Source organism: Aliivibrio sp. S4MY1, assembly GCF_028765545.1.
Taxonomy (GTDB): domain Bacteria; phylum Pseudomonadota; class Gammaproteobacteria; order Enterobacterales; family Vibrionaceae; genus Aliivibrio.
Window position 1 is genome coordinate 41,227 of record NZ_JARACP010000009.1, and the last position, 25,371, is coordinate 66,597.

Consider the following 25,371-nt stretch of genomic DNA (forward strand, 5'->3'; position numbering starts at 1 on the left):
ACTCTTGTTTTCAGCAATCAAATTCACAATTTATAATTAAGCTAACGCTTTACAATACCGATACTCAACCCCACCCGTTAACTGCTGCATACAACTTCGAGTTAAATAATACTTCTCCGCCAGCCTCTTCAACAACGAACTTGCCCAGCTTGATGACAAACCGCACCTATCCGCAATCTGTGACAGTGTCACCTCTTCGCCCTCTTTAATCGACTGCAGAACAATTAACTGTGTCTTACTCAATTTAAGCGCTCCAACTTGGTGTGGAGCCGAACGTGCGCATTTCAATAAATCAGCCGAAATATGGTCATTTTTGCCCAAAATTGCCATCCTATGATTACCCCCTGTGATTGATATTTATTTTAACTTTATTAATTGATCTTAAAGATCATTTTACTGCTCATCTATTTCTGAAAAACAGGCGATAAACAGTTGCAACAGCTCTTTTTTAGCCATAAATGGTAGCGATTAAGGGCTTCTGACTTCTGAAATTCAATATGAGTATGAATGTAAGCCTGATCGAGTTTTCCCTTAGCATGGTTAAGCAGAGTCTCTGCTACTAGGTAATCAATACCAATATCAGCCCAAACCGTTCTAGCCAGCTTTCTTAAATCATGAGCGGTCCATTCCCCTTTGCTTACTGACTTAACAAAATCACTCGCAGTACCACGATGGATTGGTGCCTTATCGTATTTTGAATTAGGAAAGACATTGTTCCCCTGGTAATAATGATCCAGTTGCCATTGCTTAAAGCTTTGAAGCAGTAGCACCATTTCATTGCTTAATGGGTAGGTCATTTCCTTTTTTGTTTTCGTGTTGTGCTTGGGTATGGTCCATCTTTTGGTTTTAAAACAAATATGTCGCCATTTGGCTTTTCTGGTTTCACCAATGCGAGTGCCATGTGTCAGCATAAGCAAAGATAGTATACGAGCAAATGGATCGGCATTTTGGATCTGTTCTAGGATATTAGGTATATCACTCGGACGAACTTTGCAGCCTTTTACATCAATGGGTGTTGATACAAAATCAGTGAATATCATATTATTTAGCGGATTATAAGTAAGTAATCGAAGCTTTAACGCCTTAGTAAAAGCCGTTTTTAGTGCTTGGAAGATAACTCGCATATAGCTAATGGAATAGTGCTTCTCTCTTAATGGCTTCATCAGTAAAGATTCAATGTCCTTATGTTGAAGTCCATTAATCGAAGTGCCGTGTAAGTTAGGGATTAAGTGCCCTTCTGTAATTGATTTGAGCATTACCAACCTTTCTTTTGATAGCTGCTCTGAGCGGATCTCTCTATCTAGATTCCATATCAACAATTCATCAATCGTTTGAAATTCATTGGTTGATGAACGGCTACCAGTAGAGAGATCAGCAACAAGGTTTTGAAGCACTGTAAATGCATGAGCTGCCGATAAATTCGGATATTGGCCAAGACGATGTGACTTTTGCTTGCCGTTCTTATACTCCATGAAGAACCAAGCACCTTGAATTCGATTCTGTTTAAAGCGCAAATACAACGAATAGCGCTCATCTTTAAGCTGTCTTACTTGGCTGTCACGGCTGTATTTCTTGATTTGAGCTTCTGATATTTTGCATCGCACCGTGGTTTGAAACAGTACGTTTTGATTCATTGTGATCATCATTCCCCCAATAACGTGGCTTGCAATGTCATTCGTGTGGCTTGTTTTCCTGCTCCGCTGAGACTGACTGAATCAATGGAGTACGTCCCTTGTGCCACACTTGGAAATGAACCATCTAAAATCACATGACCTTCAGCAAAAGCCGTGGCAATGGCCGGAGCTTGAATGGTGACTTTGCGGCCTTGTCTTTGTATTTTTCTAAGCTCGGCATGACACGCTTGATCGGCTTCTTGCTGGTTGTTCTTATCCTGACCTAGACGTTTAAACGGTGCGGCCCCAATACTGACTTCCTTTCTTGAACTGTCCGTTGGATCCAAATAGAACGCTTTAACCCCTGCGAAATCATTACGGCCATCCAAGTCACCCGAGACATTCACAAAGTTTGAGTTAAGGCTTTTGTTTTCATCAGGAAGTGACAACGTAATGGATTGAATCTCTTTACCACTTGAAGTTGAACGTTGGCCAATTGGCACAAAGACAAAACGATCTTCCACCGGCTTTGCAATCGCATCATAACGTTTTGCTAATTTACGCAAAAAAGGCAACGTGCTTTCATCGAGCCTATGTAAACTCTCGATTTCAATTTTTTGTAATTCAGGTGCGACAAAAGGAACGAACCCATGTGGAGAAACGCAATCAGAGACCACTTGGCCTAGCGTTGCCTTGTTCCAACTCATGCTCTTTCTTTCTCTAAAACCTGAGTTATCTTTGATTGAGAATGGTGACACCGTCATGGTGATCGTGATGGTTCTTGGCTCTACTGAGAATTGACGGCCTGAGATTTGAAACACCCCACGATTTACCTCATCAAGATAAACGGTGTACTTCTCGCCCTTTGGCGGTAAACCATCAATGTCTGATGAGTGAATGACTAACTTTAGATCATCACCATCGATGCCGTTCTCATCACGCAGTGTCCAGCTTTGCAGTAAAGAGAGCATCATTTCACTGTGCTTGCCTTTGAGTTCTAGTCCCATGAGCGATTTACCTCTTTGATATTTTGTTTAAAGCTGACTTCAGGAATGGTGACCATGGTTTCTTCCATAAAAAAATCCCCACGAACATGAGGATTTAATTGATAGAAATCGGCTTCTAATTGGTCATCATCTTGACCTGTGTGTTTAAAGAGAACATCCGTAATGAGATCCCCTTTATGTACGGTGACTTTCATCGATACTCCAATAACTCAAGAGTGACGTCGGTAACTTGCGCCGAGCCGTTATGCACCAATTCTGATTTCCCTTCATTGATGCTTTTAATGGTCCATTGACCTAGGTTTACCCCTCCACCATTGCTGACTTGTTGTGGCTCATCGACCATTTGACGTAAACGTTCCACATTATCTTCTGCGGTTTGGCGTAACCATTTAGCCGTAATAGAGAGGGTTTCAAGGGGTTTTCCTGTGGGTGATGACATCGCACCATCAACCAGACTTATTTCAGTAAAGCGGCCTGTTGTGACACGGTTCATTTTCATAATGGGGGTTTTATCCCCCACCGAAAATACAAACTCACCAATAACAAGGTGATGCATGTATGGCTCCTTATCCTCTGTCTATTCCGGCATAATTAAAGCGTGATTCAATTGAATGACCGCCCATGAGATAACTGAATTGTTGCTGCATTTGCTCTGTCACTTGTTTGGCTATGGCCATTTCATCTTGGCCTTTGGATGGGGTGATGTTGATTTGTGGCGCAAAGTGAACAGCTGAGTTCTTTTCCTGCAGTGCTTCTTTGTTGGCTTTCTCTTCGACCTTTTGGCTGACTTCATCGGATGAGGCAAGTTTACTGCCAAACCAACCCCCGAGCATTTCGCCGCCCATGTCCCCAATCATTGAACCAGCAAGACCACCAAGCATGGTGCCAATGCCTGGCAAAATCATGGTACCAATCGCCGCCCCCAACGATGCGCCGCCCATGCCTCCGGCTAAACTGCCAAGTGAGCTGCCTGCGCCTTCCATATCCCCTTCAGATAATGATTGCACTGCATCGACACCACTGATGGCCATGTTTAATGGTCGCAATACTTTAGCAAGACCAAATCGTCCTGCAGACTGCGCCGCATCAGCCCCCATATCAATGGCATCTTGCGCCATCGCCATACCTGGTAAACTGGCAATCGCTCCGCCAGCCAAGGCTAATGGAATGCCTCTTTTTGAATGAGAAAATGAACCAGCAATACGAGACAATGGATTTCTGGATTTTGAACGACCTCGGGAACGTTTACCTGAACCACTGCGTGCTCCTCTTGAGCCGCCAGAGCGTCTAAGCTCTTGGTTTAAGCCTTTAAATGCCTTAGTCGCATACGAAGCCGCCTTTCCACTTTCTTGAGTTTCTCGGTTTAATCCTTTTTTAAACAGGCGAGTTTTATCAACCGTATTACCAAAAATTAATGACGCGGCTTTTCCTGCTATCAATGCAGTTTTAAACGCTAAGATTGCTCCAATACCGCCCATGATAACCGGTACAAGCACATCACTTTCTTGTGCAAATGCGGTGACACCATCAACCACGGCACCTAATGGAGTTAATACCCAGTTCAGTCCTGGTAATAACTTCTCACCCAGCACCACCGCCAACGCATTGAGTTTATTTACAAACTGTTTAATGCCATTTTCAGTGGTGTTCACACGCGCATCGTATTCATCTTGCAGTGATTGAACGTGTACTTCTTGGCTTTCATTGGCGAGTTTTAAAATATCAGTGAAGTTTTTGGTGTTACCGGCTAACGCTGCCACCGCGCCTTTGGCCTCTTCTCCAAAGATTTGAGAAATGAGCGCACTTTGCTCTTCAAGTGGCGCGTTCTTTAAGGCATCAAGCACTTCTAACAAGGTTCCTGATGCATCGGTTTGCATATCGGCCGCTAATGATCCTGAATCAAAGCCAAGTGAACTCAAAGCTTTTTGTTGATTACCACTGGCCGCATCACCTAGTGTCAAACGTCCTGAAATGTTTTTCAGAGCTGTTGCTGCTCGCTCTTCATTCATACCAGTAGAAAGCAGTGAAGCCGCTAATGCTGCGGATTCATTAACTTTAAAACCACCCGTTTTGGCGGTTGCTCCTTCACGCGCCATGACACCAGCAATGTCTTTGGCCTTTGCGTTGGAATTATTCGAGAGATAATTTGAAAGACCGGCTAAGCCAACCGCTCCTTTTTGATCTAATCCCATCGAGGCTTTAAAGGTGGCGAGCGTTTCACCGGCTTCACCTGCCTCCATATCAAACGCTACACCCATCTTGGCGGAATCAAGCACAAACGCTTTGAGCTTTTCATGATCCTTAATACCACTTTGACCACCAGCCGCCAACATGGCGTTGATTTCAGTGGCCGACATCGGCATATTGCCCGACTCTTTTAATGACCACTCTCTCAATGCTTTCATTTTGGCAGCATCTTGAGGATCATTTTTATCAGAGAGCACCTTCTTCACATCCGCAAAAGAAGATTCATTCTTGATAGCTGCATACATGGTACCGGCAATAGGAGCAGCGGCCATCGCAAGACCTGATGCTTGGCTTTGTAACTCACCAAGTTTGGCGTTTCGTTTATCTATTCGGCTTTGAATAGAATTAAGCTCTTTAAGTTGTCGTCCTTGTTTTTCTAACGCGCCGGTGGCTCGCTCACTAGCGGTTTTTAATCGTTGTTGCTCATCAGATAACTTATCAGTATTAAGGCCAGCACCTTTCAATTCACTCTGCAGCTTTTTAAGTTTGGCCGATTGGGTATCACTGCTTGAGGAATAACGGTCTATCTGTTTCTTGGCTTGATATTGGGATGAGCGCAGTTTGTTGGTGTGAATCGCGTTGCTGGCCATTTCATCAGAGAGTTTTTCAAGCCGTAACTCTGTTTTTGCAATCTCAACACCTAACGATTTTGTTTCAAATTGAGAGAGATTAAACGCCGTGGGATCGGCTAACTTTTTATGAAGTAAACCCAGTGATTGTTCAGTGCTTTTATAGCTTTCAGCCAGAGTTCGGGTTTTCTTCTGGCTGTCGCTAAGCTCTGCGCCAAGTCCTGATAATTTAACCTTTGAAGCATCAAGTTTGGCGTTCACTTTTTGTAGTGATTGCTCTGTGGCTTGATAGCCTTCGACCTTTTTTAAGTCTCGATTTAAGGCGGCCACATCATTACGTTGTTGCTCAAGCGTATTATTTAACTTTTCAGTGGCTTTGGTGGTTGATACCACATCCCCCAAGCCTCTGGTTGTTACATCAAGCAGCAAGGACACTTTGCTTTTTTGATTGCTCATCGTTTCTTAATCCCCAGCTTAGTTAAAATCAGCTCGTATCGATGCACCGCTAAATCCTGCCGCCATTCCTTTAACTCGGTTTCGGAGGTGTTGCGGTACATCGGGATCACATCAATTAAGTTTTCGACGTCGTCACTTGAAAGTAAGCCGCCGACTGTAGAAAAAAATCACCGACCTTCGGTTTAATCGTTAAGTAATCATTTACCGACATCTTCTGCAGATCTTCTTTATCTAGATCACACACCACCTGGAACATGAAATCTTCACGCAATTGCTTTTCACTGATGTCCGTCAGCGCTTGTGAATGCTTCACTTTAGGTACCGTAAATTTGATGTGTTCAATCTTCTCACCCACTTCATTTTCAAAGGGGAAAAGTAAATCAAATTCATAGCAGTCGTTCGCCAGTTTCTTACCTTGGAGCTCATCACTGCCCGTTAAGATATACGCCGTACAATCATTGGCTAAGGTATTAAAATCGGGGGCGGTTAATTCTTCAAACTGCTCTTCTGTTAATACTGTCGTTTCAAGGATGACCGCTTTTTGTTGCTCAAACAGCTCTTTATCAGTGAGTTTTTCTTCTTTGTTGATGAATGGGAGTTTTCGAAACACGTCAAGCGTCATAGAAGAAATGCTCAGGGTATCGCTGTCATTTAAACGAAAAAATGGCAATGCAGAAGTCTTTTTCATAATTATCTCGATCAAAAAAAGGAGCCGAAGCCCCTAGTAAAAGTAATGTCACAATGTGGTTAAGCCGTCGCGCCGTATTGACCCATAAGATCCACACCACCAATGATGGTTTTGCCGGTTCGGGTATCAATGTCATACACAGTTTTACCGTTATCAATCAGCTTGTAAGATTTACAGGTACCTTCAATGGTACACACCGGCTTTTCTCCCATCTTTACTGTTTCTTGCTTAATAGAGCTAATGGTGGAATAGAGTGAGTATTGCGCTTTATACCCACCGTTATTGCTGTCTTTGCCTTTTTCCGTCACGTTAACTTGCGCTTCAGATAACGCATAACGACCGAGCGACATCACCAGATCTGCATGCTTACCACGAACCTTCATGGACCATTTGAGCAAATCCATACCCACAACGTCTTCATTTTGAACAAAACTGCCTTCGTTCGCGGCGGTCTTAAACGTCACTTCTGGCGCACTAAATTCCACAATCTCATTCACCAATGGCACATCCTGCACCACTGCTGATAATCGTAATCGAACGCGATCAACCATTTACGACCTCCTCAAGCCATTGTTCAATCAATCCGTTATCCACGGACATTTCATACACCATGTGTTCATTCGGGCTATAACGACCATAATCCACACACAAGAACCAACGGCCTGAATTGTAGTTTTCAAGGTTGTTTTTACTTGGGTGCAAATAAGCACGAAAGACAGGAATAACCCCATCAGCCACTAAAGATTGACCCCAATTGCTCAAGCGCTCAACCACGCTGTCCATGAACTCTTCAGTAAGCAATTTGCCCATGTAGGGCTGAGAAGTCTCTTCGAGTTTACGTACCATCAGATCTTCTAAACCCACATGAGCCATAAAGCGCCCTGTGTTGGTTCGATTACCAATGATAGACACGCCACCCATGCGCGTTTTTGCCATGGTGGTCACGCCGTGTTTGTTCAAGAAATTGGCTTGAGTGGTCTTATCGCCAATCTTGTAAGTAACTAAACGACAAGGCTCATCACACAACACGCCTTGGTTTTGTGGTGATTCATACCCTTCAACTGCGGCCATGGCAGAGATAAGAGCGATTGATGCTGGTAATACCGTTGGTAAGCCGTCGTAGGTTTTAATAAACCATGGGTCGATAATGCTGAGCTTATCTTGCCCTGTTCCTTCAGCACCAAATTCACCGGCAAACTCTGCGGCTTCGGTATCGTTGGTATTTGGTCCATCAACAATGGGACGACAATGAATATCACGCGCCACGGTGCAAAGCTTTTGAACAAACGGAATGGAATTAAAGCCTGGTGCGCCAATCAAGGTTGGAGTTTCAGGACAACCTTTAATTGAAAACAAGCCAGAAGTCGCGCCGGTGTTTGCATCCACACCACCAATGATATTGGTTTCTGTGGCTGGTTTATCTACACCTTCTTCAACCACAATTACATAGAACACCGCACGAACATAACCCAGTAGATAACGCGCTAATAACGGCAACGTCCCTTCACTGGTGTTTGTGGTATCTAACATCATTTTGGCTTGTGGGTAATCAAACAAACGCACCGGCTCATTGTAAGCAATACCTGCATGTTTATTCGGTGCTGTACCCACTAAGCACACCACATGCTGAGCCAATGGCCCCATGCTTGGTAATGGCTCAATCGCAATGACTTCTGCGCCGTTTAATTCAAAATCCTGAATTGGGATCATGTCTGCCATTATTTCACCTCGGCTTTAGTAAGTTGAGCAACAATTTTGGCAATCTTTCCATTGAGAAGAAGAAAGCCAGCTTGTCGTGGATGAAGACGAATGGTCTTTTCATTGAGCAGAACCCAACGCTTGGCCAATCGAAAGGGGGTTAGAATTTGATATTCAATGCGCCCATCGATTTTGCTGTTTTTGTCCATAGGGTTTTCCTGTGGCTAGATAAAAGAAAACCCAGCGTAATGGCTGGGTTGGTAATGAATTAAAATATAAATCTACTCTTCTAACGTTGTGTTTAATTGTGAGTATTGATTCATAATCTCTGGACGGTTCGGAATGCGTCGAGTAACCGTATTTGGCTTTATCGCTCTTATGTATTCTTTTACTTCTCGCATTTGTTCATCTGAAATATCAGCGAGTTCTAAGCGATAATCTTCTTCAATACGAAGCGCAACCACTTTCTCTGATCCAAAGAACATTCTCGCTTCTTCTGCTAAATCTTCTTCAGTTTTAACGTAAGGTTCATAAGGTTTAATCTCACCGTAACTGCCTTTCATTGCCTCCTTCCATAAAGTTTGACCATGCTCCGTGTCAGCGTTATCTTGGGTAGAATGAGGGATAAAATCTAAGTCTTTTAACTCTTCAAACAGCACTTCTAAATTAAGTACCGTGTTGTCTTCGTTAATCCATACTGGGTTTTTTACTTGCAATACCGTGAACATGTGTTTTCTCCTATGAAATTCGTAACCAAAGGGTGGTTTGGGGAGAATAGTTATCGTTTGTTAGAAGGTCTGAAGTGACGCCCATGCATTGCCAAGTACCTTGCAACGTGCCACCATTATCATAACCCCATGCATTAGTCGGTACTAACCCAGACCCCTGCTGTATCTCCCCAAAATACGTCCGTTCGCCCAGAGTACGAGCCATAACATAAGTCTCCACCCCTCCTATTGAAGACTTTAATACATAACGTCTATCACCATCCGCTTTACTAAAAACACTCAACCATTCTCTGATCTCTGTGAGGTTATTACAAAACCGGATGTAGTTATCAGATGTACTGTTACGGAAAGCTAAACCGCCACTGATTGTGCGCTCATTGGCATAATTAGAACGAAATAATCGAGCAGATATATCACCTGAAGAGTCCCTTGTGGCAATCGTGTTTGATGTTGCCATTGTTGTATTAATTTTATTATTTAAGCGCGATGAGTTTGTTACTGTTTCATCACGCTTCCAATACCAACTATCCCCCTGCTCTTTCGTTACCTTACTGTTTGCAATATCGGCGACTAACTTCACCGCCTTTGATGTTGCCGCTAATGATTGACTGGTTGAGTTAATAGCACTGGATAGTTTAGTTGCTCCATACGCGGTTAAACTGGCTTCAACATAAGTCCATTTACTACGAGCAACCCTGAATGCATCATTTGCTCTATCCCAAATCGTTGTCCCTTTATTTGCGGTTAATGCTTGTGTTGTTGAGGTTGATGTCACCGTATCATTTAACTGCACCGCCCCTTTGGCTTCCGTACTCGCATTAGGTAATCGCTCGATGGCTAAAATACCTGAGTTCACATCACTGGCATCGTGTTTATGTGACGAGTTTGCTTTTGTTTCTAACCCATTACTAAGCGCTTTTTCACTCACGGCATAACCAGCTCTTGCTCTAGTAAACGAGTGAGATAACCGAGACAAAAAAGCCTCTTTCCAACGAAGTGCCGAAATCCAAACCGCCGTTGATGTCATTTCCTCCGCTTGGACTTTTGTTGCGTGCTCATCGTTATGAAGGTACTGAGGGTGTGGATTATCTGCCTCGCAATGCGCATTAAACTCAACAACGTGCGCGTCAAAATCCGTAATCGGTGTATAGAGCACTGAATCATCTTGGGTAATAGTCATTAACTCTGAATTATTCGTTCTAAAGTTCAGTCTAATTCGGGTGAGTTTCCCATCTGAATCTACCTTTCCAGCAACATAATCACCACGTGAGCGTGCGTATGAATAAAGAACGCCAGTATCAGTCAAAGTGCCAATTTCAAAATAGTGGTAACCCGTATCAGGAATAGGTATATCTGCTTCAACACGATAAAAACCACGCTCAGTATCTATCGCTTTGACAAAACAAACCGCTTCCGCTTTAGATTGTAATAACGCCGCTTGGTGTTGTGGTTGTTTAGTATCAGACAACAATCCAAGCCCAATAACGACTTTTTTAATCGTAACCTTACGGCCTTCTTCTTTGGCCAGTGCTTCTTCATCAAGCCCTGCCAACGTAATGTAATTTAAATATTCTGTACTCATGCGGCACCTATTTCTATAACAACCCCAGTTTGAATGGTTGAGCCGATAAAGGCGTGTGAATCAGCAGAGCGAATAAGGGCAATCTCCACCGTGTCACGCTCTGATTTGTAGTTATCTATTCGTGAACCAACTCGTGTGGTCGTTTCTTTATCAATAGGTAAGTCTGATAAAATCCCATCAATTTTTAGCGAATACGCCAATGCCCCCTTTTTTATTTCTGTGGTAATGTTCAACACACTCAAGGCTTGAGATAAACCAAAGCGTGTTCCTGCTTTTCGATGAATAGTAAAGGATTGCTCTGTGGTTTCTCGCCGTTGCTTCATGGTGTCATTGGGTTGCCAATCCAATACGCCACGCTCAGAGGCAAGTAACGACACAAATTCATCAGAAGTTAAAAGGGGTTGCTTCAATTCTGGATAAGGGTTTTCTGATGCACTTAATAAACTATGCCAGGCAAACTCTAATCCCTCTTCAATCAAGGTTCGATTCTCAGGTTGAACCGACACAAACTCATTGGGCTTTAACATTAATGATCACCTCTGTGCAGTGCGGCGCTTCATCCCATAAACAAAAAATATCCACAGAGGGTTTGGTTATCTCGACACGCTTTGCCCCTAATGAATAAAACACATGGCCAAGTTCAAGCCGCTCCACTCGCCCTTCAAGTAACTGGCTTTTATCCGCAAAATGTAATGCTGCGCTTTGGGCTTCTTCTTTTGAAATATCATTGACTGGATCACCTCCTGTGAATAACGTCGCTTCAATTACATAGGGTTTTGGCACACAGCTTTTCACTGTGAGGTCATCCGTTTCTTGGGCAATGTCATCACGATTTAAATAATCTCTAGCGCGTTTAATCAATTCAGGGCTTGCCGTTCCATCTGGATTTTCACGACTGACCAACGCCACCTGAACTTGACCGCTGTTTGGTACCAGCATTTTGGCTCTGGCATCTTTAACCAGTGCCGGTTGACTCTCTTTTGGAAACTCAAAGCGCATCACTACCGCATCAGGCTCTGAGCTGACCGTCATGGTTGGCCGTTCATCCAAAGTCAGTGCATGAAAACGATAACCGGCGCGAGTACCAGTGGTGTGAAACATGTACGGCGCTAAGTCAAAGCGCTGCAATAAACTGTCATTACTCTCCATCACCGCCGCTTTAGGTGGGAAAACATTGATGTTTTCAGGGATGAGTACTTGGCGTTTAAGCTGATATTGCGCCGCTAACAAGTCCACCATATCGGTTTCAGTCACAAACTTTCTGAACATCTGCAGAGCCCAATAGTTCTGCTCACGAATTTCAGCTAATCGCTTTAGCATGAAGGCTTGCGTCACTTGCGCTAAGGTTTCCGCTTCATTACGAAACGCCTCTTCAAGTTGAACCGCCATTTCTGGGTTCGACTCTTGAACGTAATTAACCGCAAAGGCCACATAATCATCAAACAAGGCTTCAAACGATGGCTCTTTAAACGCATTAGGGATGGTCATAATTCACCTTCAAGTTTGAGTTGATTGCCTTTCCACTTGCCAATCACTTTAATGGAATACCCCGTCGAGGTTGGTTGGGCGACACATTGAGTGGCTTTAAACTCAGACAACCCGTTTTGATGCTCAGTAAAGGCCGATAACGTAAGGTTTTGAATGATTAACGTAGTTTGTGGCGTTTGCAGCTTACCGAGACAACGTAACGCTGGATTTCCCACCTTTCGTCGTTTCACTCGGCTTGAAATTTCTGTGGTTAAAATACGACTGAAGCGCCGTTTAAGCGCTTCAAATCCTGTCACTGTTTTGCCTGTCTTTGGGTCAATCCCTATCATGGTAAAAGCCTTTTTATCTCATCGGGTAACACGTCGTTCATCACCGCTTTTGAACAAGGGTTATCCCAAAGCATGGCAATGGTTTGCGCGATGGCCGACGAGGTGATTTTGTTCTTTATCTCTAATACTTTCGCCGCTTCCTTACTGAGCAAGGACGAGATCTCACCATCAGCCACTGACATATAATCACTCAACGTTGTTAATAAGGTTTCAAACTCATCAAGTGCAATAAGCCCACCCATTACATCAATAATGCCTTGAACTAAGGCTCTGGCTGACTCATACACAATCGCAAAGGCCGCATCATTTTCACCTTGGATTGACCCAAATAATTCAGTGGTATTTGAACAACTGCTAGAAATACCACTGCTCATCGCATCCAATCGGTTCACTTGCTGCGCCATCGAACTCATTTGAATGGCATTATCGGCTGTGGTCGCCATGGCGTTTACACTGCCTATAATATTGGTATTAGTGCTTGCAATGCTGTCTCTAGCCGAAGTCAGCACCGTTAAATCAATGCCAAGTAAATCTAATGCCGGATTATTTAACGCCATTTCTAACGCCATTAATTGGTTACTGGTTTCACGCCCAGCATTCACCGCCGGATTTGAAATAGTCAGTCCATTGTTCATGATGTGCTGATAGATATTAAGATTAAGTGTCATTATTGATTTACTCCTGGGGGCATGGATGGATCACCGGGTTTAGAGCTGATATGATCATGTGCATTAAAGAGGTTTCTATCTTCAGACATACTGCGAACGCCATCAGAGATCTCTTTGGTTGCTTCAATATTGCCTTTTTGTTTGGTGTCCCCTTCAATTTGTAGATCACCAATCTGTTTACTGTCCGCATGGATTTCATAACCACCTGGGTACTTGGCCACAAGCTTTCGGCTCTCGATGTCATAAAGCTCCGTCATGCCATTGCCATAATCCACCATCACTTCATTTTCCTTAGTGGTTGGTACTGGGTATTGACTAGAAGGTAATCCCATTAAAGCCACGGCATTATTCAAATTAGTGCCAGAGCCAAGGTTAATCAATAAACACAATTCACCGACTGAAGGACGACGATAATGGCTCACCTTACCGCTGCAAAAGACAAAGAACGGTACGCCTTTCACGTCGTTGTCACCCGTTTTTATATCGACGGTGGTTTTACTGGCCTTTTCAACCACAGCAAGACGAATGAGATTGGCCAGATTGCCTCGTAATTCTTCAAGTTCATCCCCTTGTTCAAGCACTTTATTTTCTAAAGATAAGATCCGATTAATTATTGTCTGAAACATAAACACCACCAGGCATCATTTCAAAGTACTCCTCATCCACTTCACCAATCGACACCGACTGTCTCACCGTGACCGCTCGAATAAGATACCCATGCTCATCATCAATAATTTGAGGCTCATTAACGATATAATCTGGTAATTCAACCGAGTCACCCAAACCAAAATAACTGTTCTGAAATTCTCGCTCGATACGTGACGAGGCATCCAAGGCTTCTAAATCAAAGCCCTCATTGGAGGTGTTCACCGTAATGGAAAAAATCAGCTCAATGCTGTGCTTTTCTCTGCCATCGTTGGTGTCTTCTTTCATTATTTTAGATTGACCACATCGATAAGTGATCTCAACCGTTTCAGGACTGCTTGCCATCCGTTTGTATGAGCTAGTAATGTCAAGCGCTAATGTCGTTTCTAAATGGTCAATCACCGCCTTGACATAATCAGACGGATTTCGCAGTAATTGATAGGATCTCTTCATCAAAAAACGTCCTAAATTGGGCATCCACTTGAGGGGTTAATGTGGCAATGATGTCTGCCGTTTCTTTATCAATGGGCTCTGTAACCGCACGTATTTGGCGTCTTGCTTTCGCACTGCCAGAATGAGGCGCGTACCGCTCGAAAACCACAGGCGTTCGACCATTGCCAAGGTAACGAACAAAGGCGTTGTCATATTCGTTATTCCCCACACGAACCACTGAACCACCCAATTGGATAGGCTCACCAAAACGATGAGCCGCCAAATCATTGGTACCAATCCAAAGCTTGCCGATGTAATTGCGGCTCTTCACCCGATTAAATGGCTTTAAACGATCATTAAACGTTTTCAGTTTTAATTCCGTTTTCATCTCCGCTTTAGTTTTCACCTTTAGCCATTGGTTAGTTCGTCGTGCCGCCTTCATGGCCGCTTGCTCTATATGCTCAGGAAGATAGGCCAACTCCTTGAGCCAAGCCGTATCAACACTCAGCATATTATTTTGCCCAATCTCGACGTGTTGATGCACTTTCCATCATCAACGCGTATTCAAACATCCCATTACAGCCACGTTGAAAACTCACACGATAGGTTTTGCCTTTATGCTCCACAGTGGATTGCTCCTCTATTTTGCTATCGGTGATCATCGCTAAACGCTGCAATCCGTCTTTTTGGCGAGCCTTAACATAAGCGGTAATGACTGAGCTTTCTTCACTCGGAGAGATCACCGTTTTCTCATCCCCCATAGCCTCTAAAATGGCTTCATAAGCATCCGCTCTGTTTTCATCAAAATCAGACATTACCGCCCCTTATTACGCCGTTTTAATCTCAGTGATTAAGCCACCCGTTAACAGCACACCACCATCGACGAACACACCAATTGGTTGAATGACTGCGTCCACTTCCGTTGGCAGCGTTTTTGTAAACTCAACACCATCAAAATACGCAGGTGAGCAATCAAACATCGGATTATCACCGGCTTTAATCGGACCATCGAATAAACCGCGGATCATGCAGCTCACCACAACCCCTTCTTTGGCGCTAAAGCTTGGAACAACAAGCAAAGCCCCCACTAAACACGGCTCATCTTTTACAAAACCACCTGCAGGAGCCGCAATACTGAGTTTGTTTCCATCACATAAATGCATAATCATTACCTATAAAAAAAGGAGCCCGAAAGCGCCTATAAATGAACACAACAACCTTACTTAGTCGCTGCAAATGTGCCTTTACATAAACCACGGCGATCAGTCACCTTCGCCACAATGTCATAGGTGATACGCATCTTGGCACCATCAGAGGTAAAGCCATCACCCGTCTCCAACCATGGTTCTTCTTGACCATCCAAGAAGCCCATCACTACCGCTTCAAAGTCTTTGGTGGTTAAACCAATCGCACCATTCACCTCCTTCATGCGACCGGTACTGATCACTTCTTTGAACTTATTGAACGCAGGGTTAAATGCATCCGGCTTACTGGCCGTTGCCAATACCGCTTCAATCATTGGCGCATGATCGTGACTTGCCAGAATGAATTGGCTTTCTAAATCTAAAACATCACCGCCACTGGTTTCTGTTGTTGCCAGGGCTTTGTGCATCGCAAGAATAAGCGCTTGATAATCCCCTGCGGTGATCCCCGTTTGATTGTTAGCACCATAAAACACGGAGTCACCATCACTCATCTTTCCTGCAAGGATGGCATTGAAGATCAACTTATCGGATAAACGACGGCCTGATTGGAAGAACTTACGCGGAATTTTACTCAGCAAGGCAATTTCATCATTGATGATGGCTTGGCGAGTAATGCGGAACTCACGACCAAAGGTTGCCAGTTGAATTTTCTCGCCGGTTCCTTTGATTAGGGCTTGTTTGTATTCACCATCTTCCTGAATACCCATTAGATCAGGTGCATCATTGATGGTGATAAGTTCGGTTTCTTTAAAGTTAGGTAAATGCTCAGTACTTGCAAATTGACGCCACAACGGCGCTTTTACCTTCACTTCATCACGAATAACCGTTCTTACCCCTTCGGTTAAAATCTCAGAGAAATCACTGGTATTAAACGCTCGGGCCACCAAATCTTGCTTACTTAGCCCTTTACCTTCATTACCTAATGACGCTTTTGCCATGTTAAGCAATGAATCACTTGAGAATGAGTTATCCTTCTCAACCGTTTCAGTGCCTAAACGCGCATTTAAGGCGTTTTGTAATTCCGCTTTGATGTGATTGCCATTACCTGCATGAATGTGGGTTGGTGTTAGATTTGAAGGCGTTGGGGTTTCTTTGCCAGTCGCACTTTGTTGACCAATGGCAGCAAGGATCTGAGCCGCTGCATTGGCTTCATCACACTCCATGTCATTAAGCATTGAATTGAGTAATTCGTCTTTCACTTTATGTTGAGCGCACAGCCCACGAATGGCCGCTTGGCGTTGGTTTTCTTTCTTTACTGCATTTTGCAGATCTTCATTTGGTTTTGGCATAGTACTTACCTGTTTGGGCTCTTGGGTAGAGGGTGGAATTGAATTAGATAACGGCTCAGCGTTTGGTTTTGGCTCCGCTGATATGGCGTTTAACAGTGCATCTGGCGTATGTTTAAACGCGCTCAATGCTTCTTTTTTAATGCCATCAAAGCAGTTGGTTAAATTAACGGGGTCAATGACTTCGTCCACCAAGCCAAACGCGAGCGCTTCGTCTGCGGTAAACCACGTTTCTTTTGCCATTGCCGCCAATATGTCTTCATTTGATTGGCCTGTCTTTTCAACATACGCATCCGCAATGGTTTGTTTGGCGTTCTTAATCTGAGTGAGTGCGCTTTCAAGTTCTTTCTCTCCTCCCCATGCCCCAATCGATGGGTCGTGGATCATAAAGCTGGCGTTCTCTGGCATCTGAATATGATCACACGCCATCAAGAAATACGTCGCAATGGACGCCGCGAGTCCATCCACAACCCCTATGGTTTTTCCTTTGTGTGCCTTAATGGCGTTAAACATGGCTAAGCCTTCATAGACTGAGCCTCCAAAGCTTTTCACATGAAAAACGACGTCTTGAGTGCCAACCGATTGAAGCGCTCGAATTAAATCAATCGCCTCAATGTCATAGCTCCCAATGTCGCCGTGTATCCAGACTTTCACTGGCTCTGCGTCACCCTGGCTCTTTAACGTAAACCACGATTTAGCGTTGCTTTCCTTTGGCATTATTAACCTCTTTGTTTGAGTTAGATGAAATCAAGCTATGAGCAGGATCGGATGTGCTGACAATATTCATCTCATTGAGCTGCTTACGCTCCGATTGCACTTCAAGGCGCGTTGCCAGTGGGCTGATGTTCCGCTCACGTTGTGCCTGGCTTAATGAAAACAGCGATAAGCGAGTGCCTTTTTCAATTCCTGCCATTTCTCTTGTTGGGTCAATCCACGGCATCACCGGTGCTTGGTAAATCGCATTAAAAATGGAAGTTTTATCCACGCCTTTTGGCACATTCACTTCACCAGAAAGGATTGCCATATTGAGCGCATGACGGTATTGAGGACGGGTCCAATTAAGAATGAACTTACGTTGAAGCACTCGATAACGTGAATAGCTATCGACCAGCTCTTGTCGCTGCGATGAATAACTGCCGTTGCTGTAATCTCGGGTTACGCTTGAGTTATTCACACCGGCACCAGAGCTTGCTAAACGAAGTTGAGCATCACGAAATGGCGAGCTCATCGCTTCTTTGCGGTTACTCTCCACCATGCCAGCGTCTTCACCAGGTGAAAGCTCAAAGCTATTACCCATGCCAAGGAACATGTCACCATCACGCTCTAGTGATTCATCACCGCCCACCTCACGTTTAATGAAGTAGGTAAAGCGACTGGCAATTTGTGCGCTGACTCGTTCGGATTGATCGTAATCGTCAATGTCATCAATTAAATCGACAATCGAGTGAAGCAATGAAATGCCACGGTTTTGATGAAACCGCCGTGAGAACTTCAAATGCACCATAAAGAACGCATCGATTTCGACAAACTCAAACCCATGCGCGTCTTGTTGAATGAGATAGCTGATGGCTTGGCCTAACTTGTTGCGCTTAATCCCCTCTAACACGCCATTTTCAGGCTCATTAATTCGATGAGGAATAAAATCAGGCTCAAACGGCTGAATGGCAAACGGTGTATTGGTTGGGTATAACAGATCTTTATGCTTACCCATGTATAAACGACCAAACACTTCACCATCACGCAGCCAAGTTCGACACGCTAACCACTCGGTTTCACTTCGAGAATGCTCAGCATCGATGTTTTGATTGAGTGAAAACAGCTCTAACCATTTACTGATGGCTTGAGCAAACTCAGTGTGTACCTCTCCTTTCATATCGAGTGGTTGTGGTTCAATCATGATCCCATTAGGACCAATGACGTTAGAGCAGAGCTCATCCAAAATACCTGTCACTAACGGATTGTTTTCATCCATGTGACGAACACGCTCACGCACCGCTTTAGCGCCACGATTGACGCTATTAGCAGAGCCGGATGATTTCTTATTAGGTCGCTTGGTATGAGGATTACTAGGGAGTGAGGCGTTGTATTTGTTAAGAAGCTTTCTGTCGTATTGCCGTTGAAGTCCAGATTTCGGGTGAAAGTATTCCACTATTTTATCGATAAAATTACTCAAGATAATTTCTCCGTATCATGGAGCGACGACCACCTTGCCGAGAGCGATTCAATTGCCCTTCAAGACGCAAGATCTCAGCACGAACGTGGGCTAAATTGGCTCGAGTTAACTTCTCCCCATCCGCCGTTTCAACCGCTTGGCCTTTTAATATCTTGCGCTCAGCGTCGTAATACCACGACAAACGCTCTTGGGTTGTTGGTGTTGTTATCATCCGTAAATTCCTTTTGAGTGTTTGTAACGACGTTTAGGTTTACGAACAAACTCATGCTGCTCGATTGAATCACACACATTGCTGTTAAATTGCCATTCGGCGGCCCACGCCGGTGGATTATCCCAATTGATACTGTCACCGCCTTTGTAATGCATACCGGCTTCGGCGTAGTTACATAAATCAAAGGATTCGTTTCTCACCTTGGGTGGACATTCCCACAGCCCTTTTTCATTAACAAATTCGGCGGTCAGCTCATCAAACCATGAACGTTCAGCCCAGGCAGGAAGATGAAAGAAACGCGCCCCAAACTCTTCACGCTCATAGCTGGATGAGACACGGTTTTTTAATCGGTTGGTGTTGAGCAGCAATAACGGAATTTCACCGTGAGCGTGTTGGCTTCGCTCATCAGGGAAGCTTTCTTTGACCAAGTCTTTTTGGTTGTGGCTTGAGCCTTTAACTAATCGAAATAAGTGTTCAAGACGTTTGTGTTTTAAGCGCTTAAAGAACTGATAAGACAACTCCGTCACACTGGTGGCTTTACCGTCTTTCTCAGCACCCGAACCGCCAGAATCACACAAGGTTAAAACAGGCTTCATGCTGCGCCCTGACTCATCCGCCAAGGGATAGGTTTTTGCGATGACTTGGTCAATCAACAAATCCCAATCTTCGGCATAGATAGCGGGGTTAATGCGATCACCATTTCGATGTGGGTTCATGACGATTTCAAAGCGATCAATGATCCAACGTTGCAGCCCTTCACCAAACACTTGCGCTTGAACAATGAAACGAGGGTTTGATTTACCCCCTTGAACATCGATAGACATGATTAAGAAGCGCCCACCATAAGGAATAATCCCTCGAGGGTAACTGCTGGCACGCTCCATCAATTCATGAGCACCAATCTCAAAGCCACGGCCTTGTATGATGTAAGGACGGCCAATATTGACGTTCATGAAACTTTTCAGTGACTCTTCATCACCAGAATTATTATATAGCTCCTCTGCATTTAAAAAACGATACACCAACTTATCCCAGCTCGCATAGGCTGCAATGATGCCTTCAAACCAAAACGTTGCCCATTTGGATTTACGTATTTTGTTTTCGTCCGCAACCACTTCACCAAACTGGTTCACTTCCCCTTCACGGAACCATTTTCCATCCAGATTTAATGCTCGTTTTTTATTTTCAGTGATCACATGACTGCATCGCGGACATTCAACATACGCCGTTTTTGCCGCCTCTTGGAAATCCTCTAACGGCTCCCATTTCAACACTTCAAAATGCGGTAAAAAATACGCTTCGCAATCAGGACAGCACCAATAAAAACGACGTCTATCCCCTTGGTTATACAACTCAGCAATACCGCCACAAGGTTGTGCTTCATGCGGTTTTAAATCCTCAGCACGTTTTGGCATACGAACCACACGACCAGGAGAGCTTTCAGCCATCGCCATGCCAGAGCTTTTGGCATTCTGAACACGCATTAACATGAGCTGAAACTTTGAACCTTCTTCACCAACAGAATCGTCTCCACGATCATAATCGGTGCAACCGGCATAACGATACGTTGCGGCAGATAAACTGGTTTCGGTTGCGGAATCTAACTTCAAATTCATGCCGTTTTTAAAGCGTTTATGAGCAATATTGTCGTCAGCCTTTCGCCCTGTTCGTAACTTTGCAATCTCTTCAGTCGCTGAAAAACAGCGAGCCAAATCAACCTTACTCATTTCATTGGCTTTTGTTTTGGTACTGTAGATCAGCAACATGTCACCTGGCGCTTGAGTAATGGCATAATTCACCCACCCTTCAATCATGGCTTTGGTTTTGCCCGAACGTGCAGGGCCAACCACAATCACCGCTTCATAGATACGACGAGGCAAGCAATTCATGGGCTCACGCATATAAGGCGCTTGAGAAGACATGAATTTAGTAATATCGATACCATCTGACACCCACAACCCATGATCTGCCGCTTCAACGGGCGTTTTATCTGCTGGTAAACAAAGATACGCTAGGGACTTTCTTATTGCTTCGGCATCTGCGAACACCACACCTAATTTAGGATGGAACGGAGGAAACTTCATCACACACCTGCTTTAAGTCTTTATTAAACAAATCTTCTAACAGCTCTAACTCTTCAGGCTGAGCGTTAGGGATGGCGGTTTCAATCCGTGTAATGGCGTTAACCGCAAAGGTTTTCATTGAAGCAATCACCAAACCCAACTGACTTTCCATCTCAGGGGTTGCCACTAATTGCAAAGCGTCTTGTTGTAGACTTAGCTTTTCACGCTCAGCCTGAACAAACGCACGAAGCTCAGCGGCGGTTTTAAACCCCATTAGATCAGGTGCATCGGTTTCTTTCATTGGGGCTTTGCATAAATACGGAGCCACTTGAATGATGTCATACAGTGGCGTATTGCCTTTATTGGCGATGGGCTCGATACCGGCTTGTTTTAGTTTCTTGCGTATGGTTGAACGATGATAATTAAACCCTTCAAGCTCAGAGAGATTCCACAGACGTTTTTCATTATTCATAAAGCCTCACTGAGTCGAGTCCTCACCGTATCCATAAAAGCGGCGTAAATGCTGAATTTGATTCGCACACAAGCGCCACGCTTCTAACCAAACAGGATCACGTAATACCGCTTCACCGTAAGTTTTAGGTGGTGATGTAAATGGAATTTGGCATTGAACAAGATAAGCGGATGGCGGAACAATCAAACGGTCTTGATACTCAGTTACCACCTGTTTGGTAGTACAGCCACTTATCAGCATTAGGGATAGGCACATCACGACAAGTTTCATGCTTAATCACCTCTTTAATCACGGTTATCGTTTGGATGGTTTGTTGTTTTTGTTTGGAATGCTCAAGCGCCAATGCATCAGCGGCCATTTGAGCTTGTTTGATTTCTTGGTTTAAGTCACTAATGGTTAAGGCCAACGACAGATTCTTGGTTGCTGTATCTAGCAACTTGTTTTCAAGCTTGCCGTTGTGGATCGCTTGGCTCTCGATCACATCAAATAAGTAAGCAATAGAAAGCCCACAAGCGAGTAATAAGCCAGAAGACAAATACAACGCCACGTTCTTGATTGAAAATGCCATATCACCACCCGTTTAAACACGCTTGTTGTTCTATGTGACGACGCTTGACGATGCCAGCGCAATTGCTTTCTTTTACTCGACAATCTTTGCCATCGACATACACCCAACGAAGCAACTCGTTGCACGCGCCGGTGATGTCGTTTTGATTGAATTTTTTAAGCAGTGTTGAACGTTGGAAGTTGTCAGCACCAAGGTTAAACACAAAGCTCACCATCACATCGTATTGAGCTTGGGTAACATCAACACTGAGCGCGTTGTTTACAATGGTTTCTGCAGAGGAAATGTCGTTTACAAAATGGATCGCAATATCTTGGTTTGAAAGTTCAGTATTGGGGTTTACTGATTTGGTGTGGCCTACCCCGACAGTCCATACATTGGCACTGCATTGGTAGGCCTGTGTTCGGCAGCCCTCCAAATTTGCGATATGCGATAAACCTTGTTCGCTGGTCGCCAAATTGGAGTCAATGCCAAAGACAACGCCCAGTATGACGCCCACTGAACAAATGGCTTTAGTCGCTAATCTCTTCATATAATTTCTCGCTGATGGGACGTTTGCGAATTTCTTCGAGCATTTTCTTTTTGTAGTAACGATTCACTAAAGCGGTAAACACGACACATACCCCGCCAATGATGCTCATCCAATCTTGCAATGAATACGCACCAAACAAAGCAAAAGCACAACCAGAGACATACGCGGATAAAGAACTTATCTTTTCTTGCATATTTCACCCATAAAAAAAGCACCCCGAAAGGTGCCAGTAAACGTCATAAATTGCAGGTATAAAAAAACCCCGCCGGATGGGCGAGGTTTTTCAATGTGGTAAATGTGCATTATATTGACGTTAAAGTCAACACTCACATAACGAATACTTATGTTATAGCATGCATAGCTAGGCCAACTGTCACAATAAGAAGTAAGAACGTAAATAAAATAGTAATTAACAACTTAAAAAATGTCATCCAATATCTACAATTCAATTTTCCTTTTAATTCTAAAAGTTCAATACTTTGTGACTGGTCTAGATCATCATGTAATCTTTCAAAGAGACCTACATATTCAGCTTTCAATGCATTAATAAAAGAAAATTGCCCAAAAAAAGTAAAGCATACAATACAAACTAAAATAAGAACCATTAAACAGTACACTGAATTTTTTAAAAATTGGAAACTATCAATAGGGCTTTCATTAATTTGCATTGCTGCCAACCAAACCCCGGCTGGAATTGATAGAGCCTTTGCTGATACATCATCAAAAGATTTATTTATCTTAGATATATATTCTGTTGTTTTCTCTTGATACTCTTTTCTTACTTTATCAAATGAATAATTACGAATAAATTGCTGATAACCACATAATATTTTCGCAGAAAAAGCGTTAAAGTGCTGAATTAGGTGCTTTAATCGATGTTTACGATCAAGGGGATTCAATTGTTCAAGTAGACACTCTCTCATCAAACTTAACATTGCTTCTTTATGCATATCATGATTAAAAAATTCTTCAATCACCTGGGTATCAATTTCAGACTGTAGAACTTCTTCTGTCAAAACTATATCTATTTCTAATGCTTGACCGCAAACAACAAGGTATTTATCTGCTGTACTTGAATAAGAAACTCTATCAAGCAAACCTAAAACATCTGAAATCTTTGTGTAAGCCACATATTCATTAGTGCTATTACTCTCGCCTACAATTATGTTTAAATCACTGATATAGATATTTTTTATATGCCTTGTTAAATGCGTTTTATATTTAAGGACATCATTCCATGATTGACAAATAAATCCATCTATAACATTTTGTTTAGATTGAATAATCATCTCAACCTTAACATTTTCGCAATCCTTTAATTTGGAAGTATTAACGCTATCCTCTACTGAGAATTCTTCTTCACCGTCAGGATATACAAGAGTATAAATACCAGTACATAGATCATGATTATGTAATTTTTCTATATCATCAATTATATTAGGGTAATAAGGCACTAAACCCCTAACATCTTTATCTTCGATGATAGGATTTATAATGCTCTCCCTTATGTTTTTATATAATTTTAATATTTCAAGATCCATAATAACTACTTATCACTATTCTTTTTTTGTTTTTTTTTGTGCCAATATTGCATCTTTTAAACTTACTGGAATTTCATTAAAAATTAACGTTCCATTTTTTTCATCAAATTGCACCACATCGTCTAATAAATCCATGTCAAAACTAATGGACATAGTCTTACTTCTACCGGCCAATCTAACATATCGTTTCAATTCAGCACTACTTATTGCAATCTGCTCACTAATCTCATACTTTTCTGATTTAGCTAGCACCAAGAAATCTTCTGGGGAATCAGGGAAAACGCTATTAGCAATTGATGATAATAAAACTTCCTTACCCTTCTTTTGCTGATGAGAGATGAAACTATGAGCATCTTGTATTTTAATCGCGATTTCATCGTCATTTAAATCTTTACTTTTTCCATATGCTTGGATAACGTTTTTTAAAGCTCTAGTTTCTTTAATCGCAGCTTTTTTATCACGCTGACATCCAATAAAACGCTCAAAATAGTCTCTAACTTCTACAGCTCGGCCTGTCTTGAAACGAATGTAACGTGTATTTCCTTCTTCTTTCCATTTAGTGAGGTTAATCGACGCACCTAAGTGCAACCTATTAAGATCAATAATCGTTGAATCTGTTAAATCTAAAGATTTATTATCAGCATTTATTCCATCAATTCTGTCAACAACAGCTATACCTAGATAAGTATTATTTTTTTGCTCATACTCGTAAAAAACTAAAATCCCACCTTTTACACTGTAGAGAGCTTGTTCATTAATTATATCTTGATACATGACTGCCATGTCTCTAGTCATATCAACAAATGAACGGCATTCAAGTTTTTTGGGTTTATAGAACTGATTTAACTTTTGTTCAAACGCTGGCTCTAAAGTGGGATCAGAATTTAGTCCAAACTCACCAATATTTAAGTTAGCCATGGCAAAAAGATTCATCAACTGGTCAGTCAGTTTTTTACCTAAACCCTGCACATTATTTTCTACAATACGCAAGTTTTTAGTCGCATGCTCACCATCTTTATCTCTTTTTACTTCATGAAGTATCACATGATTAATTGCCATTAACTGCCCTATAAATAAACATCTGAATAATCATGTAATATTAACTAACTTTAGAAAAAATAATAGTGCCGATTATCAAAAAAATCTTTAAAAATTCACAAAGTTAAGTGTTAG

General features: G+C 42.9%; 32 protein-coding genes. All 32 read right to left on the reverse strand.

Annotated features, from left to right (window positions below; all coding sequences use genetic code 11):
- Positions 1 to 36 precede the first annotated feature (36 nt).
- On the reverse strand, positions 37 to 330 hold the full coding sequence (locus tag PVK71_RS11455) for a MarR family transcriptional regulator (protein ID WP_274418918.1): 294 nt from the start codon (positions 328 to 330) through the stop codon (positions 37 to 39).
- Positions 331 to 404: 74 nt separating this feature from the next.
- A complete protein-coding gene (locus PVK71_RS11460) occupies positions 405 to 1,634 on the reverse strand; it encodes a tyrosine-type recombinase/integrase (RefSeq protein ID WP_274418917.1) in 1,230 nt (409 codons plus the stop codon).
- Positions 1,635 to 1,642: 8 nt separating this feature from the next.
- The gene (locus tag PVK71_RS11465) at positions 1,643 to 2,620 is read right to left on the reverse strand and encodes a hypothetical protein (protein WP_274418916.1); all 978 of its coding nucleotides are present in this window, start codon (positions 2,618 to 2,620) and stop codon (positions 1,643 to 1,645) included.
- A complete protein-coding gene (locus PVK71_RS11470; RefSeq protein WP_274418915.1) occupies positions 2,611 to 2,814 on the reverse strand; it encodes a hypothetical protein in 204 nt (67 codons plus the stop codon). The genes PVK71_RS11465 and PVK71_RS11470 overlap by 10 nt, the downstream gene beginning before the upstream one ends.
- On the reverse strand, positions 2,811 to 3,176 hold the full coding sequence (locus PVK71_RS11475) for a phage tail protein (RefSeq protein WP_061036757.1): 366 nt from the start codon (positions 3,174 to 3,176) through the stop codon (positions 2,811 to 2,813). The genes PVK71_RS11470 and PVK71_RS11475 overlap by 4 nt, the downstream gene beginning before the upstream one ends.
- 10 nt (positions 3,177 to 3,186) lie before the next feature.
- The gene (locus PVK71_RS11480; RefSeq protein ID WP_274418913.1) at positions 3,187 to 5,892 is read right to left on the reverse strand and encodes a phage tail tape measure protein; all 2,706 of its coding nucleotides are present in this window, start codon (positions 5,890 to 5,892) and stop codon (positions 3,187 to 3,189) included.
- A gap of 115 nt (positions 5,893 to 6,007) precedes the next feature.
- Positions 6,008 to 6,580, reverse strand: coding sequence for a phage tail assembly protein (locus PVK71_RS11485; protein WP_274418912.1), 573 nt, complete (start codon positions 6,578 to 6,580; stop codon positions 6,008 to 6,010).
- A gap of 59 nt (positions 6,581 to 6,639) precedes the next feature.
- Positions 6,640 to 7,131 (reverse strand): phage major tail tube protein, encoded by a 492-nt coding sequence (locus PVK71_RS11490; RefSeq protein WP_274418911.1) that lies wholly within the window; start codon positions 7,129 to 7,131, stop codon positions 6,640 to 6,642.
- Positions 7,124 to 8,299 (reverse strand): phage tail protein, encoded by a 1,176-nt coding sequence (locus PVK71_RS11495; protein WP_274418909.1) that lies wholly within the window; start codon positions 8,297 to 8,299, stop codon positions 7,124 to 7,126. The genes PVK71_RS11490 and PVK71_RS11495 overlap by 8 nt, the downstream gene beginning before the upstream one ends.
- A complete protein-coding gene (locus tag PVK71_RS11500; RefSeq protein WP_274418908.1) occupies positions 8,299 to 8,487 on the reverse strand; it encodes a hypothetical protein in 189 nt (62 codons plus the stop codon). Before PVK71_RS11500 ends, PVK71_RS11495 begins: the two co-directional genes overlap by 1 nt.
- 72 nt (positions 8,488 to 8,559) lie before the next feature.
- Entirely contained in the window at positions 8,560 to 9,006 is a 447-nt protein-coding gene (locus PVK71_RS11505; RefSeq protein ID WP_274418906.1) for a hypothetical protein, read from the reverse strand.
- A gap of 10 nt (positions 9,007 to 9,016) precedes the next feature.
- Positions 9,017 to 10,588 carry a tail fiber protein gene (locus PVK71_RS11510; RefSeq protein ID WP_274418904.1) on the reverse strand — a complete coding sequence of 524 codons (1,572 nt, stop codon included), beginning with the start codon at positions 10,586 to 10,588 and terminating at the stop codon, positions 9,017 to 9,019.
- The gene (locus tag PVK71_RS11515; protein WP_274418903.1) at positions 10,585 to 11,115 is read right to left on the reverse strand and encodes a phage tail protein; all 531 of its coding nucleotides are present in this window, start codon (positions 11,113 to 11,115) and stop codon (positions 10,585 to 10,587) included. The genes PVK71_RS11510 and PVK71_RS11515 overlap by 4 nt, the downstream gene beginning before the upstream one ends.
- Positions 11,099 to 12,076, reverse strand: a complete 978-nt coding sequence (locus PVK71_RS11520; protein WP_274418901.1) for a baseplate J/gp47 family protein — start codon at positions 12,074 to 12,076, stop codon at positions 11,099 to 11,101. Before PVK71_RS11520 ends, PVK71_RS11515 begins: the two co-directional genes overlap by 17 nt.
- Positions 12,073 to 12,405 carry a phage baseplate protein gene (locus PVK71_RS11525; RefSeq protein ID WP_274418900.1) on the reverse strand — a complete coding sequence of 111 codons (333 nt, stop codon included), beginning with the start codon at positions 12,403 to 12,405 and terminating at the stop codon, positions 12,073 to 12,075. Before PVK71_RS11525 ends, PVK71_RS11520 begins: the two co-directional genes overlap by 4 nt.
- Positions 12,402 to 13,073 carry a DUF7217 family protein gene (locus tag PVK71_RS11530; protein ID WP_274418899.1) on the reverse strand — a complete coding sequence of 224 codons (672 nt, stop codon included), beginning with the start codon at positions 13,071 to 13,073 and terminating at the stop codon, positions 12,402 to 12,404. Before PVK71_RS11530 ends, PVK71_RS11525 begins: the two co-directional genes overlap by 4 nt.
- Entirely contained in the window at positions 13,073 to 13,699 is a 627-nt protein-coding gene (locus tag PVK71_RS11535; protein WP_274418898.1) for a baseplate assembly protein, read from the reverse strand. The genes PVK71_RS11530 and PVK71_RS11535 overlap by 1 nt, the downstream gene beginning before the upstream one ends.
- A complete protein-coding gene (locus PVK71_RS11540) occupies positions 13,680 to 14,171 on the reverse strand; it encodes a hypothetical protein (protein ID WP_274418897.1) in 492 nt (163 codons plus the stop codon). The genes PVK71_RS11535 and PVK71_RS11540 overlap by 20 nt, the downstream gene beginning before the upstream one ends.
- On the reverse strand, positions 14,134 to 14,661 hold the full coding sequence (locus PVK71_RS11545) for a hypothetical protein (RefSeq protein WP_274418896.1): 528 nt from the start codon (positions 14,659 to 14,661) through the stop codon (positions 14,134 to 14,136). The genes PVK71_RS11540 and PVK71_RS11545 overlap by 38 nt, the downstream gene beginning before the upstream one ends.
- A 1-nt stretch (position 14,662) precedes the next feature.
- Positions 14,663 to 14,965 (reverse strand): hypothetical protein, encoded by a 303-nt coding sequence (locus tag PVK71_RS11550; protein WP_274418895.1) that lies wholly within the window; start codon positions 14,963 to 14,965, stop codon positions 14,663 to 14,665.
- A 12-nt stretch (positions 14,966 to 14,977) separates the two neighbouring features.
- Positions 14,978 to 15,313, reverse strand: a complete 336-nt coding sequence (locus PVK71_RS11555) for a hypothetical protein (RefSeq protein ID WP_274418894.1) — start codon at positions 15,311 to 15,313, stop codon at positions 14,978 to 14,980.
- A 56-nt stretch (positions 15,314 to 15,369) separates the two neighbouring features.
- Positions 15,370 to 17,358, reverse strand: a complete 1,989-nt coding sequence (locus PVK71_RS11560) for a ClpP-like prohead protease/major capsid protein fusion protein (RefSeq protein ID WP_274418893.1) — start codon at positions 17,356 to 17,358, stop codon at positions 15,370 to 15,372.
- Positions 17,336 to 18,814 carry a phage portal protein gene (locus PVK71_RS11565; protein WP_274418892.1) on the reverse strand — a complete coding sequence of 493 codons (1,479 nt, stop codon included), beginning with the start codon at positions 18,812 to 18,814 and terminating at the stop codon, positions 17,336 to 17,338. The genes PVK71_RS11560 and PVK71_RS11565 overlap by 23 nt, the downstream gene beginning before the upstream one ends.
- Entirely contained in the window at positions 18,807 to 19,025 is a 219-nt protein-coding gene (locus tag PVK71_RS11570; protein WP_274418891.1) for a hypothetical protein, read from the reverse strand. The genes PVK71_RS11565 and PVK71_RS11570 overlap by 8 nt, the downstream gene beginning before the upstream one ends.
- Positions 19,022 to 21,109 carry a terminase gpA endonuclease subunit gene (locus tag PVK71_RS11575; protein ID WP_274418890.1) on the reverse strand — a complete coding sequence of 696 codons (2,088 nt, stop codon included), beginning with the start codon at positions 21,107 to 21,109 and terminating at the stop codon, positions 19,022 to 19,024. The genes PVK71_RS11570 and PVK71_RS11575 overlap by 4 nt, the downstream gene beginning before the upstream one ends.
- Positions 21,084 to 21,560, reverse strand: a complete 477-nt coding sequence (locus tag PVK71_RS11580) for a DUF1441 family protein (RefSeq protein ID WP_023603419.1) — start codon at positions 21,558 to 21,560, stop codon at positions 21,084 to 21,086. Before PVK71_RS11580 ends, PVK71_RS11575 begins: the two co-directional genes overlap by 26 nt.
- A gap of 6 nt (positions 21,561 to 21,566) precedes the next feature.
- Positions 21,567 to 21,770, reverse strand: coding sequence for an Rz1-like lysis system protein LysC (gene lysC, locus PVK71_RS11585; RefSeq protein ID WP_274418888.1), 204 nt, complete (start codon positions 21,768 to 21,770; stop codon positions 21,567 to 21,569).
- Positions 21,760 to 22,128, reverse strand: coding sequence for a hypothetical protein (locus PVK71_RS11590; RefSeq protein WP_274418887.1), 369 nt, complete (start codon positions 22,126 to 22,128; stop codon positions 21,760 to 21,762). The genes lysC and PVK71_RS11590 overlap by 11 nt, the downstream gene beginning before the upstream one ends.
- Before the next feature lies 1 nt (position 22,129).
- A complete protein-coding gene (locus PVK71_RS11595) occupies positions 22,130 to 22,657 on the reverse strand; it encodes a lysozyme (RefSeq protein ID WP_274418886.1) in 528 nt (175 codons plus the stop codon).
- Entirely contained in the window at positions 22,638 to 22,850 is a 213-nt protein-coding gene (locus PVK71_RS11600) for an HP1 family phage holin (protein ID WP_274418885.1), read from the reverse strand. The genes PVK71_RS11595 and PVK71_RS11600 overlap by 20 nt, the downstream gene beginning before the upstream one ends.
- 148 nt (positions 22,851 to 22,998) lie before the next feature.
- The gene (locus tag PVK71_RS11605) at positions 22,999 to 24,198 is read right to left on the reverse strand and encodes a hypothetical protein (protein WP_274418884.1); all 1,200 of its coding nucleotides are present in this window, start codon (positions 24,196 to 24,198) and stop codon (positions 22,999 to 23,001) included.
- Between the two features lie 15 nt (positions 24,199 to 24,213).
- Positions 24,214 to 25,257 carry a nucleoid-associated protein gene (locus PVK71_RS11610; protein ID WP_274418883.1) on the reverse strand — a complete coding sequence of 348 codons (1,044 nt, stop codon included), beginning with the start codon at positions 25,255 to 25,257 and terminating at the stop codon, positions 24,214 to 24,216.
- Positions 25,258 to 25,371 lie beyond the last annotated feature (114 nt).

Coding starts and splice junctions, on each gene's coding strand:
- PVK71_RS11455 (WP_274418918.1), bottom strand. CDS start 330: ATGGCAATTTTGGGCAAAAATGACCATATTTCGGCTGATTTATTGAAA.
- PVK71_RS11460 (WP_274418917.1), bottom strand. CDS start 1,634: ATGAATCAAAACGTACTGTTTCAAACCACGGTGCGATGCAAAATATCA.
- PVK71_RS11465 (WP_274418916.1), bottom strand. CDS start 2,620: ATGGGACTAGAACTCAAAGGCAAGCACAGTGAAATGATGCTCTCTTTA.
- PVK71_RS11470 (WP_274418915.1), bottom strand. CDS start 2,814: ATGAAAGTCACCGTACATAAAGGGGATCTCATTACGGATGTTCTCTTT.
- PVK71_RS11475 (WP_061036757.1), bottom strand. CDS start 3,176: ATGCATCACCTTGTTATTGGTGAGTTTGTATTTTCGGTGGGGGATAAA.
- PVK71_RS11480 (WP_274418913.1), bottom strand. CDS start 5,892: ATGAGCAATCAAAAAAGCAAAGTGTCCTTGCTGCTTGATGTAACAACC.
- PVK71_RS11485 (WP_274418912.1), bottom strand. CDS start 6,580: ATGAAAAAGACTTCTGCATTGCCATTTTTTCGTTTAAATGACAGCGAT.
- PVK71_RS11490 (WP_274418911.1), bottom strand. CDS start 7,131: ATGGTTGATCGCGTTCGATTACGATTATCAGCAGTGGTGCAGGATGTG.
- PVK71_RS11495 (WP_274418909.1), bottom strand. CDS start 8,299: ATGGCAGACATGATCCCAATTCAGGATTTTGAATTAAACGGCGCAGAA.
- PVK71_RS11500 (WP_274418908.1), bottom strand. CDS start 8,487: ATGGACAAAAACAGCAAAATCGATGGGCGCATTGAATATCAAATTCTA.
- PVK71_RS11505 (WP_274418906.1), bottom strand. CDS start 9,006: ATGTTCACGGTATTGCAAGTAAAAAACCCAGTATGGATTAACGAAGAC.
- PVK71_RS11510 (WP_274418904.1), bottom strand. CDS start 10,588: ATGAGTACAGAATATTTAAATTACATTACGTTGGCAGGGCTTGATGAA.
- PVK71_RS11515 (WP_274418903.1), bottom strand. CDS start 11,115: ATGTTAAAGCCCAATGAGTTTGTGTCGGTTCAACCTGAGAATCGAACC.
- PVK71_RS11520 (WP_274418901.1), bottom strand. CDS start 12,076: ATGACCATCCCTAATGCGTTTAAAGAGCCATCGTTTGAAGCCTTGTTT.
- PVK71_RS11525 (WP_274418900.1), bottom strand. CDS start 12,405: ATGATAGGGATTGACCCAAAGACAGGCAAAACAGTGACAGGATTTGAA.
- PVK71_RS11530 (WP_274418899.1), bottom strand. CDS start 13,073: ATGACACTTAATCTTAATATCTATCAGCACATCATGAACAATGGACTG.
- PVK71_RS11535 (WP_274418898.1), bottom strand. CDS start 13,699: ATGTTTCAGACAATAATTAATCGGATCTTATCTTTAGAAAATAAAGTG.
- PVK71_RS11540 (WP_274418897.1), bottom strand. CDS start 14,171: ATGAAGAGATCCTATCAATTACTGCGAAATCCGTCTGATTATGTCAAG.
- PVK71_RS11545 (WP_274418896.1), bottom strand. CDS start 14,661: ATGCTGAGTGTTGATACGGCTTGGCTCAAGGAGTTGGCCTATCTTCCT.
- PVK71_RS11550 (WP_274418895.1), bottom strand. CDS start 14,965: ATGTCTGATTTTGATGAAAACAGAGCGGATGCTTATGAAGCCATTTTA.
- PVK71_RS11555 (WP_274418894.1), bottom strand. CDS start 15,313: ATGCATTTATGTGATGGAAACAAACTCAGTATTGCGGCTCCTGCAGGT.
- PVK71_RS11560 (WP_274418893.1), bottom strand. CDS start 17,358: ATGCCAAAGGAAAGCAACGCTAAATCGTGGTTTACGTTAAAGAGCCAG.
- PVK71_RS11570 (WP_274418891.1), bottom strand. CDS start 19,025: ATGATAACAACACCAACAACCCAAGAGCGTTTGTCGTGGTATTACGAC.
- PVK71_RS11575 (WP_274418890.1), bottom strand. CDS start 21,109: ATGAAGTTTCCTCCGTTCCATCCTAAATTAGGTGTGGTGTTCGCAGAT.
- PVK71_RS11580 (WP_023603419.1), bottom strand. CDS start 21,560: ATGAATAATGAAAAACGTCTGTGGAATCTCTCTGAGCTTGAAGGGTTT.
- PVK71_RS11590 (WP_274418887.1), bottom strand. CDS start 22,128: ATGGCATTTTCAATCAAGAACGTGGCGTTGTATTTGTCTTCTGGCTTA.
- PVK71_RS11595 (WP_274418886.1), bottom strand. CDS start 22,657: ATGAAGAGATTAGCGACTAAAGCCATTTGTTCAGTGGGCGTCATACTG.
- PVK71_RS11600 (WP_274418885.1), bottom strand. CDS start 22,850: ATGCAAGAAAAGATAAGTTCTTTATCCGCGTATGTCTCTGGTTGTGCT.
- PVK71_RS11605 (WP_274418884.1), bottom strand. CDS start 24,198: ATGGATCTTGAAATATTAAAATTATATAAAAACATAAGGGAGAGCATT.
- PVK71_RS11610 (WP_274418883.1), bottom strand. CDS start 25,257: ATGGCAATTAATCATGTGATACTTCATGAAGTAAAAAGAGATAAAGAT.